General features: G+C 47.8%; 11 protein-coding genes. 4 read left to right on the forward strand and 7 right to left on the reverse strand.

The features are described from left to right. The first annotated feature begins 23 nt into the window (after positions 1 to 23). Positions 24 to 1,223 (forward strand): methyltransferase domain-containing protein, encoded by a 1,200-nt coding sequence (locus tag MKY01_RS29405; protein WP_339284536.1) that lies wholly within the window; start codon positions 24 to 26, stop codon positions 1,221 to 1,223. Positions 1,224 to 1,302: 79 nt separating this feature from the next. Here MKY01_RS29405 and MKY01_RS29410 read toward each other — a convergent pair whose 3' ends face one another. Together MKY01_RS29410 and MKY01_RS29415 are read right to left on the reverse strand one after the other, a co-directional pair. Beyond that, the gene (locus tag MKY01_RS29410; protein ID WP_339284538.1) at positions 1,303 to 4,695 is read right to left on the reverse strand and encodes a cellobiose phosphorylase; all 3,393 of its coding nucleotides are present in this window, start codon (positions 4,693 to 4,695) and stop codon (positions 1,303 to 1,305) included. 161 nt (positions 4,696 to 4,856) lie between these two features. Then, positions 4,857 to 5,846 (reverse strand): LacI family DNA-binding transcriptional regulator, encoded by a 990-nt coding sequence (locus MKY01_RS29415; RefSeq protein ID WP_127548952.1) that lies wholly within the window; start codon positions 5,844 to 5,846, stop codon positions 4,857 to 4,859. A 721-nt stretch (positions 5,847 to 6,567) separates the two neighbouring features. Between MKY01_RS29415 and MKY01_RS29420 the strand changes: the two genes are divergently transcribed. From MKY01_RS29420 to MKY01_RS29430, 3 genes are all read left to right on the forward strand, one after another. Further along, the gene (locus MKY01_RS29420) at positions 6,568 to 8,214 is read left to right on the forward strand and encodes an AraC family transcriptional regulator (RefSeq protein ID WP_339284540.1); all 1,647 of its coding nucleotides are present in this window, start codon (positions 6,568 to 6,570) and stop codon (positions 8,212 to 8,214) included. 110 nt (positions 8,215 to 8,324) lie between these two features. After that, positions 8,325 to 9,353 (forward strand): ABC transporter substrate-binding protein, encoded by a 1,029-nt coding sequence (locus tag MKY01_RS29425; RefSeq protein WP_339284542.1) that lies wholly within the window; start codon positions 8,325 to 8,327, stop codon positions 9,351 to 9,353. Positions 9,354 to 9,431: 78 nt separating this feature from the next. Beyond that, positions 9,432 to 11,144 (forward strand): ABC transporter ATP-binding protein, encoded by a 1,713-nt coding sequence (locus MKY01_RS29430; RefSeq protein ID WP_127548945.1) that lies wholly within the window; start codon positions 9,432 to 9,434, stop codon positions 11,142 to 11,144. 53 nt (positions 11,145 to 11,197) lie between these two features. Here MKY01_RS29430 and MKY01_RS29435 read toward each other — a convergent pair whose 3' ends face one another. The 5 genes from MKY01_RS29435 to MKY01_RS29455 form a co-directional block, all read right to left on the reverse strand. Next, positions 11,198 to 12,778: a hypothetical protein gene (locus MKY01_RS29435; RefSeq protein WP_339284544.1), complete on the reverse strand. Its 1,581-nt coding sequence runs from the start codon at positions 12,776 to 12,778 to the stop codon at positions 11,198 to 11,200. 197 nt (positions 12,779 to 12,975) lie between these two features. Beyond that, on the reverse strand, positions 12,976 to 14,268 hold the full coding sequence (locus tag MKY01_RS29440; RefSeq protein WP_339284546.1) for an ABC transporter substrate-binding protein: 1,293 nt from the start codon (positions 14,266 to 14,268) through the stop codon (positions 12,976 to 12,978). Next, a complete protein-coding gene (locus MKY01_RS29445) occupies positions 14,247 to 16,022 on the reverse strand; it encodes a sensor histidine kinase (RefSeq protein ID WP_339284548.1) in 1,776 nt (591 codons plus the stop codon). The genes MKY01_RS29440 and MKY01_RS29445 overlap by 22 nt, the downstream gene beginning before the upstream one ends. A gap of 92 nt (positions 16,023 to 16,114) precedes the next feature. Next, entirely contained in the window at positions 16,115 to 17,764 is a 1,650-nt protein-coding gene (locus MKY01_RS29450; protein WP_339284550.1) for an ABC transporter substrate-binding protein, read from the reverse strand. Positions 17,765 to 17,791: 27 nt separating this feature from the next. Next, entirely contained in the window at positions 17,792 to 18,661 is an 870-nt protein-coding gene (locus tag MKY01_RS29455) for a carbohydrate ABC transporter permease (protein WP_036667808.1), read from the reverse strand. Positions 18,662 to 18,669 lie beyond the last annotated feature (8 nt).

Raw genomic sequence — 18,669 nt, forward strand, 5'->3', positions numbered from 1 at the left:
TCATTCGATAAGGAGGGGGATGCATGATGAACATCAAAGAGGCAGCAAGCAGGCTTGGTATATCGGCGAGAGCCATTCGTTTTTATGAGGAAAAAGGATTAATTCTCCCCGCCAAACAGTCCAGTAACGGGTATCGTACCTATACGGAGAATGATATCTGGCGGCTTCAGACCATTGCTGCGCTGCGTGAGATTGGCATGTCGTTGCAGGATATTACACACGCGCTCGGAGAGATCGATCAGGGGAACCAGCAACGGCTGGAAGAATATCTGGAGCTGCAACAGGCCGTCATGTATGCCCAGTGGATTGAGCTCAAACGTATGATGGATACAACCCAGCGCATGATAGACCTGAATCGTCAGGACGGTCCGCTGGATGTCAGCCATCTACACGATCTCGCGGACAGTGCCCGTCGCCTGCGCGAAGCCCGGCAGAACTGGCATGATCGGTGGAATTATGACACGCAGGCAGCCATCCATGATCAGCGAGTGCAGGCAGAAGGCAGAGTCAGTACTGAACATCCCAATTCAGAGGACAGGCATCATTCGGCCAACCCCTCGCCTATAAGCGATGAGAATGAAGTTTCACATCCAAACCAGGATACAGATCATTCCACGCCGAGCGATTCCAATGATACGGTACAGTCTTCCTTTTATCTGTATCACAACTATGACGAAGCGCTCGAACAGACAGCTCATTGGATCTCTCCCGCCCTTGGTGAGAAAGGACTTGATATTGGTACAGGCACAGGTAATCTGGCTGGGAAACTGCTACAGCACGGCGCAGACATGACTGCAATCGACCAATCCCGGGAGATGCTACGCAGATGTCGTACCAAATATCCTGAGATGCATGTGAAACTTGGTAATTTCCTGGCGCTGCCTTTTGCCGATCATTCCTTCGACTTTGTTGTATCCAGCTTTGCTTTCCATCATCTGAGTCCAGATCAGCAACTATTGGCATTACAGGAGATGCAGCGGGTATTAACCTCGCGCGGACGTATCGGCCTAACCGATCTGATGTTTGTTGATGCGACTCACCGTGATTCCTATATTCGGCAGGCAGAAACCACAGGACACGAGGAACAGCTGCGCGCCTTACGCGAGCGTCACTTCCCTCTGCTGGATGAGCTATGCGGCTGGCTGGAGCAACAGGGCTACGTAACAAAACATGTGCGGCATAATGAGCTGTTGTACACGTTGCTGGCGGTCCCGCTGCGCTAGTGGATTATGAGCATATGCCAAAAAGGCCATCCCGCCTTGAATAAAGGAGGATGACCTTGGTGTACATCATGCTATGAAATTACATATAGATATCAACAACCGTGCGCTCAGTTGCACTGCGTGCTTGTCTGAACTCATCCAGTGAGATGCTGACCCCGCCCTGACGGTAACGGTTCGCTGTACGCTCAGTACGAATGTCTTTGCCATTCACCGCTACACGGCTCACAGCACCTTCGTTCAAGTGATAAATGAACGTCACTGGCTCACCCGCATACTCGAATTCGAATTGCATGCCGTTCAGCTCAGCTGGCAATACCGGGTCAATGACCAGATCGCCGCCCTCTTGACGAATGCCAAGTGCATTGGAGATCAGCTGGTTCATGTAGATTCCAGGGCCGCTGGAGTAGATTCTCCATCCGCCTTTCACTTGTACAGTCCCTTTACGAAGCTGGTCAAAATGCTCCTGTGCCTCGTAACGCGTATTAAACTTACCGTCCGAACTACTGAAGTATGAGTTCGCTTGGCGAATCTCCGCGTTAGGTACAACCTCGCCGATACCAACCGGGTTGATCATCGCGAGACCATTCCACACCTGATCTGTCTTACCCAGCTTCGCCATCGCTTCCACGTAACGGATATGGGCGTGCACATATTGCAAACCAATCTCACGTCCGAAGTTGGACGCTTGCTCTGCACGTTTGAAGTGTGTGCTTACACCACCAGCATATTGAGCTGGACGATTCATCAGACGCACGCCATCCGGGCATAGGAACTGCTCACGGATCAAGGCATAGTGCGATTCTGCTTGCTCCGCATTCAGCAATTCACCGATCATGCTGCGCGTCATTGGCAACAAGCGATATTGAATGCCTGTCTCTGTGTCTGTTGGATGAAGCATCAGCTTCGCTTGGTCCGCTTCTTCCATGTATACAAAACCTGGAATCACATCTGTGCCCAGCATGTAACGGTTAAAGTCCTCACGAATGCCTTGAGCCAGCACATCAAGCTCCTGTGCAAAGTCCGCATCCTTGAATTTCAGCGCTTGCGAGAGCACATTCACGGACTGATACGTCAATGCCACCGTCCAACTGCTTACCATGTATTGCTTCAGCTGTGCATTGGCTGGTTGGAGCGTATCATCCCAGTCGCCATCTCCGTAGGAAGACAGGAACGTATCGTGCAGGAAGTGCGAACGGATATATTCAATCTCTTTTTTCGCGTGATCCAGTACCGTTGCCGTCTCTTCCGTGAACCCGAAGCTATGCTTGACGGTATAAGGTACTTTCTCATCCAGGATTGCATAGTCGCGAGTCGCTGTCAGGTAGTCCGCCAATACTTTCAACGGCCATACGATGATATCGCCATGGCTCTCTTCCTGTTGAATCGCAAAGTATTTATCAAACATGAACCATTGCGGCCAGTTGCCATCATCTTCATATTGGTGGGTATAAACCATTTTGATGATATCGCGAACTTGCTCATATTTTTGCGTTGCCATAAAGTACTCCACCGGACCTTGGCACACATCTCGTGTACCCCAAGCCGCGCCACCGTACTGCTCCAAACCGTGAGGCACAGAATAGTGAACCAGCATATTGTGGGTGTACCACCAAGCCAGCGCATTTACTTTGAACAGATCCTCTGCACTCTGACCTTCTCCACGGGACAAACGGAACCCGTTCATCACACCTGCGAAGAACTCGCGGTATGCCTGCACTTCCTCTTCAAACGTCAGGCTTGAACCTGCTACCACTCCGCTGTCCGCTTGACCTTCCAATACCCCTTGTACCTTCAGCGTCCATTCAGCACTCGCTTCCAGACTAAGCGTAACCAGTGATGCGGAACCACTGCGGATACCACTTGCCAGCAACGTTTCGTCCCCTACATTCACAGCTGCGCCGTCCACCGACATGCGGTATTGCAGATCTGGGTACGTCCCTGCACTAATCGCTTGTGGATCAGCCTTGAAGATCAAAGTATCGCCATCCTGCGTCATATGCAACGGATACTCGTATTCATTCACATTCATCGTAATCTGGTTTGTTACCAGGTAACGGTATGCTGTGCCACTTGTGGAGCGTACGTTCATGCTCACTTCGGTGGTGTGTGCCCCTGTATAGTTCGTCACGATGATCGTATCGGATGCCGTTTTGTAGATCCAACGTACATAGTTGAAGCCAATCTCGAACAGGGAGGGCATCGTCAGCAGACGATATTGTCCGTCCATTTCCACATAGATGCGTTGTCCCGCCGTTTTCGGCACGTTTAATGCATTGCGGGCATTACTGATCATTTTATTAAAATTGGTGTTACCAATAACGAGTTGTGAGTTGAAAATACCGTACATATACGATGTTGTCGTAATAACCTGTGCTCCAAGTTGCACGTTGCCACCACTCATCAGAATGTGACCATGCGGACGCTCCACAAGCAATTCTTTTGCTTTCAGAACGATATGCTCATAGCTGCCTGTGAAGAAGGACAACAGTTCCTCACCACTGTGCTCTTCCTGATGACGATCAGGGAACAGATCATGAATCTCATCTTGCGTCAGATCAAGTGTAACCAGTGGTTCACCCAGGAAGGAGGACAGTTTCACCTGTTCCAACGTATCACCATTTTCCACAGTCAGAGCCTGTACTTCATTCCATGCTGCGGTAACTTCATCTCCGAACTCCAGTGCAGAGGTTCCTTCGGCATGATTAGGCTTCGCCAGTCCATAGAAGACCACCTGAGCTTCTCCGTTCAGATTCAGCAGTTCAGATTGCAATGCCGTATAGGCAAATTCATACTGATACGTCTCATTCGCCAACGTTGGGCGATTCAAGCTCTCTGGTTGATTCGTTTCCTTGTATGACAGACCGAAGAATTGGAATCCATCTGTGGAGTAACCGACTGCTTTGGTCAGGGAACCTTGTTGCATATATGGAAATGCACCGCCCTGAGGCTGGTTTTGACGGGAACAAACGACATAACCTTTCGCCTCATCTTCAAACACCGTATGGTCAATGTATTGTGACAGATAAGCCTCATTACTGCGTACCGCACCTGGATCTGCAAGCCCAACATCCTGTCCGTATACCACATCTACGTTATGTTGTTGTCCTGTGAGCTTCACATCCCAGAACCATACACCTTGAGGTGTAGCTGTAAATACGACCTGATAGCCAATGCCTTTTTCGCTACCTTCCAGCTGGACTGTGCCCTCCCAGATCAACTGGTTGCTGGATTGTGCCTTGCTTGTAATCACCTTGCTGTTCGAACGTACACCGAGCAACGGGAACGAGCTGATATTCTCTCCCTCATGTACACGCAGGTACAGGTTGTTCAATGATCCATCAATCTGGTTGCTGAGCAACTGGTTTAACATCGTTGTACCGGATGTAGCCTGGTATAGGTCGCCACTGTTCAAAAAGGTAAAGGATAACTCTCCGGCACTTAACCGGATCGGTTCATTAATCATCGTTGTCATAAGGTTCACTCCTTGAATTAGTTAAAATCGAAACGTTTCGATAAATTTGAAAAAGAATAGGGGCCTCTTCAAACCGGCTTTTTAAAGCCCGTCCGGACGATAACCCCATCATTAAACTTTTACTTCAGCATGCAGGCAGTTCTTTGTTGTTCAGACTCGGTCTAAACCGAACGTACAGAGCTGCGCTCGATCATATTAATCGTTAACGTATATGAAGGGTCAACCGCTTCGCCATTGAGCATCTGGAATAACAGATGTCCGGCGAGCGACCCGGCTTCATGCTTCGGCTGGCGTATCGTTGTCAGCGGTGGATGCACATATTCGGACAACTGAATATCATCAAAACCGATCACTGAAATATCATTTGGCACCGATACACCACGCTCTTCCAATGCCTTCAGGCCACCAATCGCCATCTCATCGTTACCGTAAAATACCGCTGAGGGAAGATCGCCCTGCATGATCATCATTTTGGTTGCACTGTATCCGCCCTCACGTACAAAATTACCGCTCAGACGCCATTTGGACTTTTCTTCAAGTCCCGCTTCCCGCATCGCTCGCAGATACCCTTGGTAACGGAGCGCGTTGTCATACGAGTTGGATGGACCGCTGATATAAGCAATCTTCTGATGTCCAGCCTGGATCAAGTGGCGGGTTGCAAGGTAACCGCCCTGCTCTCCATCCACCAGCACGTTGACCAGATGGTCACTCGACAGCTGACGATCCATCACAATGATCGGAAAACGATGACCGGCAGATTCTACCAGAATATCATCATGAATGTTATGCGCCAGAATGATGGCTCCATCTACTCTTTTTTCACGCAAAAATCGCACTGCCGTTGAATCCCGTCCACCCATGGAGCTGCAAGCAATCAGGTCATATCCGTTCGCGAGGGCTACATCCTGTACACTACGGATCAACTCCGAGTAATACGGGCCCGACAGATCGGTCAGGATCAAAGCGATCGTGTTTGTCCGGCTCCGTTTCAGGTCCATGGCAAAGCCGTTCTTGCGGTAATTCAGTTCTCGTGCTGCCTCAAGCACTTTAGCCTTGGTTTTGGCACTAACCTTGCTATCCCCGCTCAGCGCATAGGAAGCAGTCGAGAGTGCTACACCTGCCAGCTTTGCCACATCCTTAATCGTTGCCATTCCACGTTCGCTCCTTCTAAACTATATATAAATTGAACTACAGAATATTTACACTGACCACTCCGATGACAGAACAACCTTCCGATCGCTGTTATCCCCAGATTTTTTGTTTCCCTTTTATAAGGGTGAAAATCCGGGGATAAAGGCGAACGCCTTGCTTCTTCAGGTTCTTTCTGCCCTCTCCGTTTTGTGTAAATGTTAGTTCAATTTATATAGAACAAATTCTAAGGTTATCTACATTTTATACGGTACATGGTTAGAACAACCACTAAATCCTTCATTATCGTTTATTAATCTTTATACATATCATAGCGATGGATGTCAATCGAAACGTTTCGAGGTGTTCTCAAAAAAAATCCTCGTTCCCATCCTTATAGGGCCACGGTTGAATGCGTCCCGTTCCAATCCATACCATTAGTGATGGTCATGACACGTCTTTCAATCTGGCGCTCTATAAACAGTTCGTGCCTAATACAATGAAACTGGCAGTAAACGCCAGATTGAAACGTTTCGACATTTTCATTATAGTCGGTGTTGATAGCGATTTCAACCACTTTATCTATTTTTCAAATAAAAAGTTGATTTGTTCAATCTGTCCATCCACGTCACTCCGTTTATAGTATATACTGCATAATAGTCGAGATCCGAGAATTACGCCAGTACACCAGGGGCATGAGACGAATACTGTCCCTGCTGACTTATGTAAGGAGACAGTTATCTAATGAATATTTCCAAGCCTATTTATCATAAAAAATCGCTGTCCCGTCCCATTTCCTTGCAGAAGATTCAGTCCGTACCTGTTGCCCACTTCAAGCCGTGCCATCTGGTGCAGCTTCACGACCGCGAGGCATTCTCCCGCATAGATGAAATGTGGAGCACTCTTCATGTGTTATACGTCATTACTGCTGGCCAGGCCAGGCTGATCAGTACAGAGGGTAAACTGACATTAAATGCAGGCTGTGCAGTCGTTCGGCAAGCTGGAAACCTGCTTCAGCACGAGAACAAGCGCGGCTCCCTGTCGCCAGTACAGGGCATTGCTATTGCTTTTGATTCCACTGAAAATGAACAGCTCTTCTGGCCGTTCGGGATACCAGTTCCCATTGCGAGTCGCACTCTCACCGACAGGGCAGTAGAGCTGGTTCAAGCCAGTACGGCAGGCCGTGATTCCAGCCCCTTCAGGCCACATATGCTTTTTTACGAGTTACTGGATATTTTACGGGATCATGTGGCTCATTCTGCTCATGAAGATCACTCCTGGCTTGATGCCGTGCTTAGACATATCCATCAGATGTATACCCATCCGCTGACCCGCGAACAATTGGCTAGGGATGCAAATGTGAGTCCTGAGCATTTTTCACGGGAGTTCAAGAAACATACAGGTCTTACGTTTGTTGAATATGTGACCCGTCTCAGGATCCGGATGGCTCAGGAGCATCTGTTGTTCGCGAACCCTACGCTACAGGAGATTGCACAACTGACAGGCTACAGGGACACCTTTTATCTAAGCCGCAAATTCAAACAGATGGTTGGATCAGCACCAACACACTACCGGAAAATGCCCAAAAAGATTGTTTCTTTGACTTACAACTATACGGCTTCACTTCTGGCATTGGGTCACACTCCCCACATGGGTGCCATAGCCAGCTGGATGGAAGAGAAACTGGGTGAGCATGTTCAAAATGGTCATCAACCATTCGAGCAACATTCCGAATATGAGCTGGTTAAACATACGGATCTGATTGCAAACGCTCAGCCCGATGTCATTGTCGGGTATGCACCGCATCCCGCTTCCGATGAACTACGTCTGATTGCACCGACCATTCTGATGCCCTTTGAGGAAATCGATTGGCAGGAGCAGCTTCTTCTTTTGGGCAGAATTACCGGGCTTGAGTCCAATGCACAAGCATTGTTAGATCAATATCATCAACTGGAACAAGAAGCCAATCATACGTTAGACCAACAGATGGAAGGAACACGAGGGTCCGCCATTTGCATGTTTATGATTGGAGAAGACGGGGCTTATATCTACGGTCATGGCTGGGGCAGAGCCTCTCATGTGCTGTATCAATCGCTGGGCTTCACTCCACCCTCACGTATGGAGCAGGATGGGCAGTTACTCACGGGATACATTCATGTTCCGTTGTCTGAGATTCACTTGTATGCCGCAGATCACATGTTTGTCTCCTTCCCTGAGGAACCTGCCAAACGAGAAATGCTGGCTAACCTGCTGAATCAGGAATCCTGGGGCACCCTATCCGCCGTTCGTGAAGGACGTGTATACGAGATTGATGCCGACATGTTCTATGGATTTGATCCCTTGTCCGTTATGGAGCAATTGCAGCATATCATGCGTCACCTCACATCATAATTGTCCATGCAGTAGTGATCATAGTTGTCCATGTACAAATATCACATCTTCCTCTATGTTATTAATGAGAATAATAATCATTATTGATTATATACAGGGGGAACAAAAATATGTTTGCTGCAAAAAAACGCTTTTCCGGCTTGCTTCTTATGCTCGCCATCATTATGGTTCTGGCTGCATGTAGTAGCGGAACAGGCTCGACTGCCACTGAACAGACATCGGCAGCGGGAACCGAAACAACAACAGCCTCTTCCGAGACGAACACAGACACGTCGTCCGGTTCAGACAATTCAAATGCTACACGGATCTACAAGTCATTAAGCGGAGATGTTGAAATTCCGGCTGAACCGAAACGAATCGTTACCGATATGTACGTAAGTGATCTGCTCGCACTGGGTGTGAAACCCGTTGGTGCTGTTCAATATTATTTGGAAAACCCGTTCTATGCAGATCAGGTGGAGGGCATCGAAAGTATCGGTGATCGGGCGGCGGTATCCATGGAGAAAGTCATTGCCATGAACCCGGATCTGATCATTACCTACTCCGATCAGGCCAGCGAAATTGAGAGTTATCAAAAAATCGCACCGACCGTGGTCATTCCGTATGGTACTTTCACCAATGTACACGACGAAATCCGGGGATTCGGAGAGCTGATGAACAAATCCGAAGAAGCCGAAGCATGGCTGAAAACGTACGATGAACGGATTGAAGCCGCTCGTGCTAAAGTGAAAACAGTCATCAAACCGGAGGAAACCTTCTCCATCCTTGAAGTATCCGACAAGAGTTATTATGGATATGGAGACAATTTTGGTCGAGGAGGACAAGCGGTCTACAGTGCTTTGCAACTTGCCCCACTCGAAATCACCAAAAAAGAACTGATGGGTGATACCCAATGGAAAGAGATTTCGCGTGAAGTTGTTGGTGATTATGCAGGGGATCATATCTTCTTGACCGTTGGAGAGAACAATAAAAATTACCAAGGTGGTGCCATCTGGCAATCCCTGCCGGCTGTAAAAAACAATCAGGTGTATGAGTTGCTGGAAGACCGTTACTGGTACTTTGACCCGATTGCGATTCAAGGTCAGGCTGAAGAATTCGCCGATATGATCGTAGAACGTGCCGAGCAAAACCGTAAATAACATAAGCATGAATACAGGTGTCCGGAAAGGCTAATCATCCTGCTCGGGCATTTGTGTCATATCGAGGAGGACTTACATATGCTTCGCCGTTTTATGTCTTATTATCGTCCTTACAAAAGGCTCTTTATCTTGGACTTCTCCTGTGCAATCGCTGCCGCTCTGCTGGAGCTGGCCTTTCCACTCGCCGTTAACCGGGTGGTCGATCAACTGCTTCCGGCTGGCAATTGGTCAATGATCTTAGCGGCGTGTGTTGGGTTGCTCGGCATCTACCTGCTCAGTTCCTTTTTCCATTATGCAGTGACCTATTGGGGCCACAAGCTTGGTATTAACATCGAATCCGATATGCGGCGTGAACTGTTCCAGCGAGTACAGAAGCAGTCCTTCCGCTTCTTCGATAACAATAAGACCGGACATCTGGTCTCCCGCATGACCAACGATCTGATGGATATTGGTGAGATCGCGCATCATGGACCCGAGGATCTATTCATTGCCCTCATGACACTCGCTGGAGCTTTCGGGATTATGCTGGGGATCAACTGGCAGCTCGCTGTGATGACGTTCATCATTGTGCCGCTGATGATCTACCTGTCGCTGTATTTCAGTCGCAAAATGTCCAAGGCGTTCAAGCGCATGTTTGCGGATATCGCCGATTATAATGCACGGGTCGAGAACAATGTGAGCGGCATCCGTGTGGTACAAGCTTTTGCCAATGAAAAACATGAAGTAGGACGTTTCGTCGAGAACAACGAACGTTTCAGACTCACTAAACTGATCACCTACCGCATTATGGCTTGGAACTCTTCACTCAGCTTCATTCTGATGAAATTTGTATCCCTGTTTGTACTGGTATGTGGAACCTGGTTTGTCATTCAAGGCAGTATGACCTACGGGGAGTTCATCGCTTTTGTGATGTTATCCAATGTATTCCTTGGACCGATCGAGAAGATTAACTCCGTCATCGAGACGTACCCCAAAGGCATCGCCGGATTCAGACGTTACCTGGAGCTTCTTGAAGCTGTACCGGATGTAGAAGATACACCACAGGCAAAACCGATTCCGGATGTCAAAGGTGATATTGCTTTCCATAACGTTACCTTTTCTTATGGAGAACACAAACCTACGTTGTCTCAGGTCAATCTGGATATTCAGGCAGGCCAGACGGTTGCTCTGGTTGGACCTTCGGGCGGAGGTAAAACGACGTTATGCAGTCTGATCCCACGTTTCTACGATGTGGATGCAGGACATATCTCCATCGATGGCATTCCGGTGAAGGACATGACGCTGGAATCACTGCGCTCCCATATCGGGATTGTGCAGCAGGATATTTTCCTGTTTGATGGAACAATTCGAGAAAATATTGCATACGGCAAACTGAATGCTTCCGATGAGGAAATCTGGCAAGCCATTCGCCGGGCCCAATTGGAAGAGCTGGTACAATCCCAGCCAGATGGACTGGACACCATGATCGGTGAACGTGGCGTGAAATTGTCCGGCGGACAGAAGCAACGTTTATCCATCGCAAGAATGATCCTGAAAAACCCGCCAATTCTCATTCTGGATGAAGCAACATCCGCACTCGATACCGAGACGGAAGCCGCCATTCAGCTGGCCTTATCCGAGCTGGCGCAGGGACGTACGACATTGGTGATCGCCCATCGACTGGCGACCATCAGACACGCCGATCGCATCGTAGTCGTGGAGAACGGCACCGTCGCTGAACAAGGAAGTCATGAAGAACTTCTCGCGCGTCAAGGCTCGTACAGCCGACTGCATCAAGCCCAGTTTGGTTAAATGCAATGACAGAACAACCCTCCCTCTTGTAATAGAGGTGAAGGTTGTTTTGTTCATTTCAGGTATCCTTTGGATTTCCAAAATCGTTTTGCAAATGATTCAGCAGCGTAAGGCAGCTCCCCATTCAGTAAATCCTCATTCGCTTGAATGAGCACTTTGCGTCCATGTTCCAGCAAGTGAACGGCATGCAGTAACTGAGAGCCGCCGATGTAATGAAGTTCAAGCAACAACGGTTCTTCTTCCTCATCCTCGTCCTTCTGAGCCGAGTATTCGATCAACACACTTTCCGAGCCGTCCGCATGTTGGTGCAGGGTATAATAGTATTTCTCCACCTGCGTCTCCCCTTGAGCATCCACATACTCTCTTCCAATACGTAGCATAGCTGGCTGAGGAAAACCATCAGACATCTGACCTGCTTGTCGAAATGCATAATATAACTCTCCAATCCACAGTCCGTGCCGATCATCATCATAATAATCGTCATATGGCTCCACGACAGGCAGTGCTAATAAATCGTGGATCAGTTGGTGCGAAATTAAGGAACGGGCATACTGATAATTCGATACAGACTGCAACAAGGTGCTCCATCCTTGCTCGCTTAACTGCTGAATATCAGCAGGTGAGTTCTCCGAAAATACGTTCCATTCCGACTTCTCATTGTTTAGATAACGATATGCTCCTGAGATCATCCAGACAGGTTCACCCGGTTGTACGATATGTTTATCAGGAGAGTTGGAACCTTGATCTGATGGCTCCATCTTAAGCAACAATGCACAATTGTGGTCATCCTGAAAATACAGACTACGGAAATACCCCTCCGTATGCTCATCTCCATAGACCGATACTCGGCAAAATTGCTCGTCCAACCAAAATTCATAGCTGTTCAGTAACTCATCCTCCTCTCTTACAGGCAACAAAGATGGATGAGTAAGACGCTCTATGTTCTCAGCGGTAATTCGATGATCTTCGAACCAATCCGGCACATCTGGCTCTGATTCATCAGCATGAATGTACTTTCGGTTGATTACAGGTTGTCCTTGCTGCAGCCTCTTTAACATTTCTTCTCGCCAAGGAAACGGCTCTGTATCTTCATCAATCACACATTCAGGAACCAATAACGCCAACATGTCAAAGCCCCGCCATGGTCCGAGATCCTCCCATTCTTCAAGCTGACGCTTCACATTACGCTGTCCTTGAACCTGAATCGTATATTGATCGGTACTTACCAGCAATCCACCTTCTACATTCCCTCTCACTGTCAATTCTCCATGGTTATAATCCCCCCAGAACATATCCTCCACATAGAGATTACCTGTAATATATATTTCCTGCCCACCCACGATCATATAGGGCGTTATGAGATTCCCAAGTACAACCAGATTTGAACTGGCCGCGTCGGAACTTGTATTTCCAATATAACGATCCACTGTCAGATTTCCTTCAACTAAGATCAAAAAGGGTCCTTCATCCAACAACAGTTCACTGATATGAAGATCACCAGAATGTAACCATACTTCCTCGGCTTCAAATTCACCGTTGTGCGCTTCATTCTGAGTGTACATCCAGCTCTCCTGAGGCAACTTCGTTTTCATATCGGCAAAAGACACCTTGTGACCTATCTGATGTATGGACATGTCCTGACACTCCTCATCCATTAATATATGGATAGAATCTATCTAATCTACAGATAGGACAACTACCCATTTTCATTATACTAGAGGAAATATACACCATTCCATAACAAAAACCCTCACCCGAGTAGAATGAAGGTTGAGCTTGTGAACGACAACAGCCCCAAGCCCATTAAATACATATATGATCTAGTCCATTCTTATAACTTCCCACCCAGAATGGCATTCGCCCGTTCACGAAATTCCACCGCCGCCTGCTCAGGCGTAATTTTGCCAAACAACAGGAGATCGTACAACTCACGTAACACCGCAGTGACCTCTGGCGCACCTACAGGATCAGGCGGGTCCATCTGAGTGCTGTTATCCGCAACCCAATCGATATAATCAAACACCTGCGCCAGCTCCGGTTCAACCACCAGCTTCATCCGCTCTTTGACACTGGATGAGACAGGCACACCCCGCTCCCCTTTGAGCAGCAGATTGGCATCCAAATCATTCACAAAAAAGCTGATGAACTTGGCTGCCTCTTCCTTATGTCTGGAATTGCCCGCCATGGAGAAAAACATGCCTGGCTTCAAGAACAATCCATCCTGACTGTTTGGCCCAGGCATTGGGGAGATGGTTAAGGGTTTGCCATAACGCTGAGCGGTGCTGATAAATTGGTTGGAATACCCCCAGCTAAACAAAGCCTCTCCCAGATAAAACGGGTCGTTATCAGGCTGGCCAATGTCTGATGTCCAGATATCCGGTGCAAAAATAAGTTTCTTTTCCGCGAGCTTCTGCATCCTGCCAAAGTACTCAATAAACAGCCCATCATCCTCATATCCCAATCTCTTGCCATCCTCGGCGTATAGCTTGGAACCATACTGTCTCAAGTAATACGCGAAAAACTGTTCCGGCGTGAAATAGGTTCCCAGATAGATGCCTTTCCCGAGCAATTGTTCGCCCATCCGGTCAAAATCCGCCCATGTCCACGTATCCGTTGGCAATTCAATGTCATTGGCCTTTAACACTTCCGGATCATAGATGCTGAGCATGGCGTTAACCCCCAAGCTGAGACCGTAGGTTTTTCCATTCAGGCTACCACTCTCCAGCTGTTCCTTCTCAATATCTGTCGTGTCAATCAGCCCGCTCTGCATGTACGGCGTCATGTCCTCCAATAGTTGCAGCGAACTGTACTGGGACAGATAAGAGATGTCCATCTGGATAATGTCGGGCAACGCATTGCCTGCTGCATGTGGGGCAAGTTTTCTCCAGTACTCATTGAAACTGCTATATTCGTATTCGATGTTCACATGTGGATTCAACTTCTCATACAGGTCGATAACGGCAATCGTTGCATTGTTGCGGAACTCTCCACCCCACCAAGCGATTCGTAGCGTTATCGGCTCTTCTTCCACAATCATGCCTGGCCTTTGATCCAACTGGTTCACGCAGCCAGGAAGAGTCAGCATAAGGCAGAGCATGCCTATCATTCGCATCCATCTTCCCATAACTTCTCCTCCTTACCTGGTGATGGGGGTGGCAGCAGCACTGTTACTCTCGTTCCAAGCCCCGGCTTACTTTCCAGCAGAACATCATATTCTTCGCCAAAAGCCAGACGTACCCGCTCCCTGATATTCAGTAGACCAATACCTGTGCCTCTGGTCTTCACTTCACCGCGCAGCACCTGTTCCACATATTCGGGTTCCATGCCGGGGCCGTGATCCTCCACGATAAGAGCCAGCTTGCCACCTGATATCTCGGCATACACTCGAATCAGACATGATCCAACCTGTGGTTCCAAACCGTATTGAATGGCATTCTCCAGGAGTGGCTGTAGGGTCAACTTTGGAATGGCACACCCCAGATAAGGAGCGGGCACATCCATACGGAAATCCAGCCGTTGCCGGAAACGGTAGGTCTGAATGGTGATGTAATGATTGACGATCTCCAGCTCTTCCGCAATGGTAATGATATTTTGTTTGAAGCTGATGGAGGAACGCAGCAAATATCCGAGTGATAGCACCATACTGGAGATTTGCTCCTGCCTGTTCTTTTTGGCGAGCCAATGGATCGAATCCAGCGCATTATACAGAAAGTGGGGATTGATCTGCGCCTGTAGCGCCTTGAACTCCGTTTCTTTAATGACCAACTGGCTTGCATAATTTTCTTTGATCAATCTATTAATATGTGTAATCATCATTCGATACGTACGCTGTAGTAACCCCAATTCATCCATGTGCTGGTGCGTTGGAATGGAGAGATTGGCGTCTATGTTCTCCAGATCCCCATACTGAACCTCCTTCATCTGACTGATGAGCTGCCTGATCGGCCTTGTCAGACTGCGTGCGAACACCATACCAAGCGCGAGAACAACCAGAATGGCGATAAGATAAACGACGATCAGTATATTTTTCAACCATATAATGCGTTCAAAAATTTCATCATAAGAGGCCATATTATAATACACCCAGTCGGTGTATGCGGATTTCTTCTGGGAAAGAAATATCTCCCTCCCATCCAGATTCTTGATCTCATATCCCCCACTGCCTGGAAGTGGATTCAGTCCGGCGGACACCGCTTCTGGAAGCTGGCGATAAGGATACACCACATCACTACCTGCTTTTAAAATAATGTCACTGTCCTGGCTATCGATGCCCGCATACTCCTCGACGAGTCGCTCGATATTAATACGCAGAAACAGTATGCCTACCGGTTCCAGGGTCATCGGTTCATAGGCTCGCACTTGACGCACCATAACCAGCATCGGGTCATCGTCATCCGGGTATAACCAGCGCACTGCACCATTGGCCTGCTCCGCAGCCGCAATCATCCGATCATATTTTTCCTGAGATACGCTTAGTGTCTCGCCATATTTATTGACTCTTCCCCTGGAATCAATCAGATGAACGGACTGCACATATCGTGCAGCCCCACTAATATGCTCCCATAGCCGATCCGTGATCTTTTTTCGTTCAATAAAGCTTGAATATGCGCTATCGTCATCCAGCAACGACTTCAAGGCTCTTTGAATCTGCGTATCGGAGATCATGTTTAATGATAACGCTTCCAACTTCTGAAGTTCAACATCCACTGTAGACGAAGAAAGGTTCAGAAGTCGGGACGACTTATCAAACAGCTGTTTGTCATACACCGAGTACGTATAATACAAGGACCCAAACGCGAGGATGATGACAAACGCCATCATGAACATAATCATCAGAAACATTTTCATTTTGATGCTGAGTTTGCGGTAGGCTGTCATGACCAAAGCGCTCCTTTGAACCACGTGATACTACTAGGTATATCACATACAGGAAGGTTTCCCCAAAGTTTTAGCGCTCGATTTCTCACGTATTATTTAGACTGATATCGATCATACGCAGCCTGATGAACCTCAATCGCCCGGTCAATATCCATGCTCTTGATTGTTTCGGCCATCTTGTCAAATTCGGTGATCGGTTTCTGTCCGCTAATAATGGCAGTCATCGTCTCATTCAAATACGTATTCACCTGACTCATGATGGATGTACTTGTGGTCACCTCATCTGTTGACAAACGAATTGGAGGAAGCGTTAATGCTGAGCTCGCTTTCATCCATTCCGCATTTGCCGCACGCTGTCCGTCGTCAAATAATAATGCATCCAGATAACGACTATCCTGATTGATCGGACCGTCCATAATGGATAAGGCATAGGAAGCCAGTGCCTGATCATACGTCAGACCGTTCGGATTATTAATGATGGTATCTGTGAATTTGACACCTTCCCCGTCACGAACATAGCTGTCATTTTCGATACCAAAGTTGAACAGATCACTACCCTCTTCGCTATAGTTGTAGTCCATCCACTGTACAATGTATTTCAATTTGTCTTCGTCTGCGGAAGCTGTAATAGCCTCACCATAAGTCAACACTTTAGCGTCCAGATTAAATGTTGCATACGAAGTTCCATCCGGAGATACAGGCCACGGTACACCAGTCACGTTAAAGTTCGGATCCGTATCTCTCATCAGATTGAAGTATTTCCCCATGCCGCTGAACACACCACCCTGATATGCGCCTGCCAGATTGCTGGTGACCTTGTAATCGAAAGCTTTACCGTCATTGGTCATGATCTCGGGATCAATCAGCCCTTCTTTGTACCACTTGGCCATGGTCTCCAAGAAATCACGGTATCCCGGCTGAATCGGTCCAAACTCCACCTTGTCTCCATTCATCTGGAAACCACCAATGACACCAAATGCCGCGGCAAAATCATGGAGCTTGGTCAGGTTTCCCGGTCCCCAGTTTCCGGTGAATGGTAGCTCATCTGGCTTGCCGTTGCCGTTAGGGTCCTGTTCCTTAAATGCCTTAAGCACCGTATACCACTCATCAATGTTGGTAGGTACTTTGAGATTTAATTTATCAAGCCAGTCCTGGCGCATAATTAAACCTGAAGTGGCATTCAGCTTCAATGCATCCAGCTTCAGCAGCGGGAACATATAGATCGTTCCATCGTCGAGTGCAATCTGCTTTTTCACATCCGGATCGGATTCAATAATCCGCTTTAAGTTTGGTGCATAACTGTCGATCAGTTCGTTCAATCGAATGATTCGACCATCCTTGATCATTTTTTCCGGTCCGCCAACGGCATCTGCCCAGTTATAATAAATGACATCCGGTAGCTCTTTCGTGGAGATCAACAGATTGAATTGGTCACGCTGTTGTCCAAGCGGAGGATGTGTAAACTTCACTTTGATGCCTGTCAGCTTCTCCTTTTCCTTATAAGCCGCCATATCGCCAAAATTGTTCAAGGAAGCTGTCAGTTTGGCATCATTGGCGCGCCAGTAATCAATGGTAAATGGCTCACTTGTAATGGGTAGCGGAATCTCGGTCAACGCCTGAACCGCAGGTTCCGTTCCCTCTGCTGGCTCTGCGTTACCTGGTTCATTATCACCCGTACAGCCCGCCAGTAAAGACATGGTAAGTAGCGATGACAACAGGATGGACCCCATTCTTTTTTTCACGTAATTCGCCTCCATAGGATACATTTTTTATTGTTTCACAGCACCGATTAGAGCGCCCTGAACAAAATAACGTTGGATGAACGGATATACCAGCATGATCGGCAGTGTGGAGATAATAATAGTCGCATATTTGATGTTCTCCCCAATGGCAAAGCCGGTATCGGCGCCAGCGCCCATGGCCTCTGTACTGCTGCTGATCAGAATATCACGCATAATAATCTGTATTGGATATAGCTCCTGACTGCGCAGGTAGAGCATAGGTCCGACATAATCATTCCAATGATCAACCGCATAATACAGCATCATGACCGCCAGGATTGGCTTTGACAAAGGCAGTACAATTCGGAACAAAATCAGAAAGTCATTGGCACCATCAAGCTTCGCCGATTCGATCAGACTGATCGGAATGCCCTCAAAGTTTGTTTTCATAATGAGGAAATAGAACGTACTGATGGCACCCGGAATAATAAGCGCAAAACGGGTATCCACCATGCCCAGATTCTGAATCAGCAGAAAAGTTGGAATCATACCCCCGCCGAAGAACATCGTGAACGTAATCAACTTCATCAACGTTTTTCTGCCCATCAGATCACCGCGTGACAGCCCATATGCAGCCAGCGAAGTCATGAGCAGATTGATGGCTGTACCCACCACAACATAGAACAAGGTGTTCATATATCCCGTATAGATGCGAGTATCCTGAAATACCGACTTGTACGCTCCCAGCTGAAAACCTTCAGGAATGAGCATCAGTGAACGGGAACGTAGCATCTGGTCCGGGTCGCTGATTGAAGAATTGAACACGTACAGCATCGGGTACAAGCATAAAACCATGATCACCAAGAGCAGCAGTGTATTAAATACATCAAAAAGTCGTTCCCCTATAGACTGTTTCATCGCTTCAC

The organism is Paenibacillus sp. FSL R5-0486 (genome assembly GCF_037975155.1).
Lineage (GTDB): Bacteria > Bacillota > Bacilli > Paenibacillales > Paenibacillaceae > Paenibacillus > Paenibacillus amylolyticus.